This is a genomic window from Fructilactobacillus sp. X2R1C1 (genome assembly GCF_059901435.1).
Genome location: NZ_JBWXUV010000039.1, coordinates 1 through 384, shown reverse-complemented (window position 1 = coordinate 384; position 384 = coordinate 1). Strand labels below are relative to the sequence as shown.

General features: G+C 37.8%; 1 protein-coding gene. It reads left to right on the top strand.

Features of this window, described 5'->3' with window-relative positions:
- On the top strand, nucleotides 1–384 hold a 384-nt coding region (locus tag AC6UDG_RS07395), incomplete at both ends, for an MDR/zinc-dependent alcohol dehydrogenase-like family protein (protein WP_500706948.1).

Genomic DNA, 384 nt, shown 5'->3' with positions numbered 1-384 from the left:
ATCATGTTGTCGATTACCACGACAGCATTGTTGACCAGGTTCATGATTTAGGGTTTAAGCACGTTGATTATATTTTGGAATTAGCAAATCTCGACGCTTACTGGTCAACCATCACAAAATTAATTGGTCCAAACGGGAACATCGCCTCTACCACCGGATCCGGTCGAAATTTGAACTTTAGTTCATTAAAATCACTGATGGTAAGATTTGGTTGGGAATGGATGTATGAAAAATCATGGTACCAAACTACCAACATGATTACACAACACATAATCCTGGATAAAATTGGAAAACTACTTGATGAGGGAAAAATTAAAAGTACCCTCACTAAAACAATTAGTCCCATTTCTGCCAAAAATCTTCGTAAAGCAACCAGTATGGTGG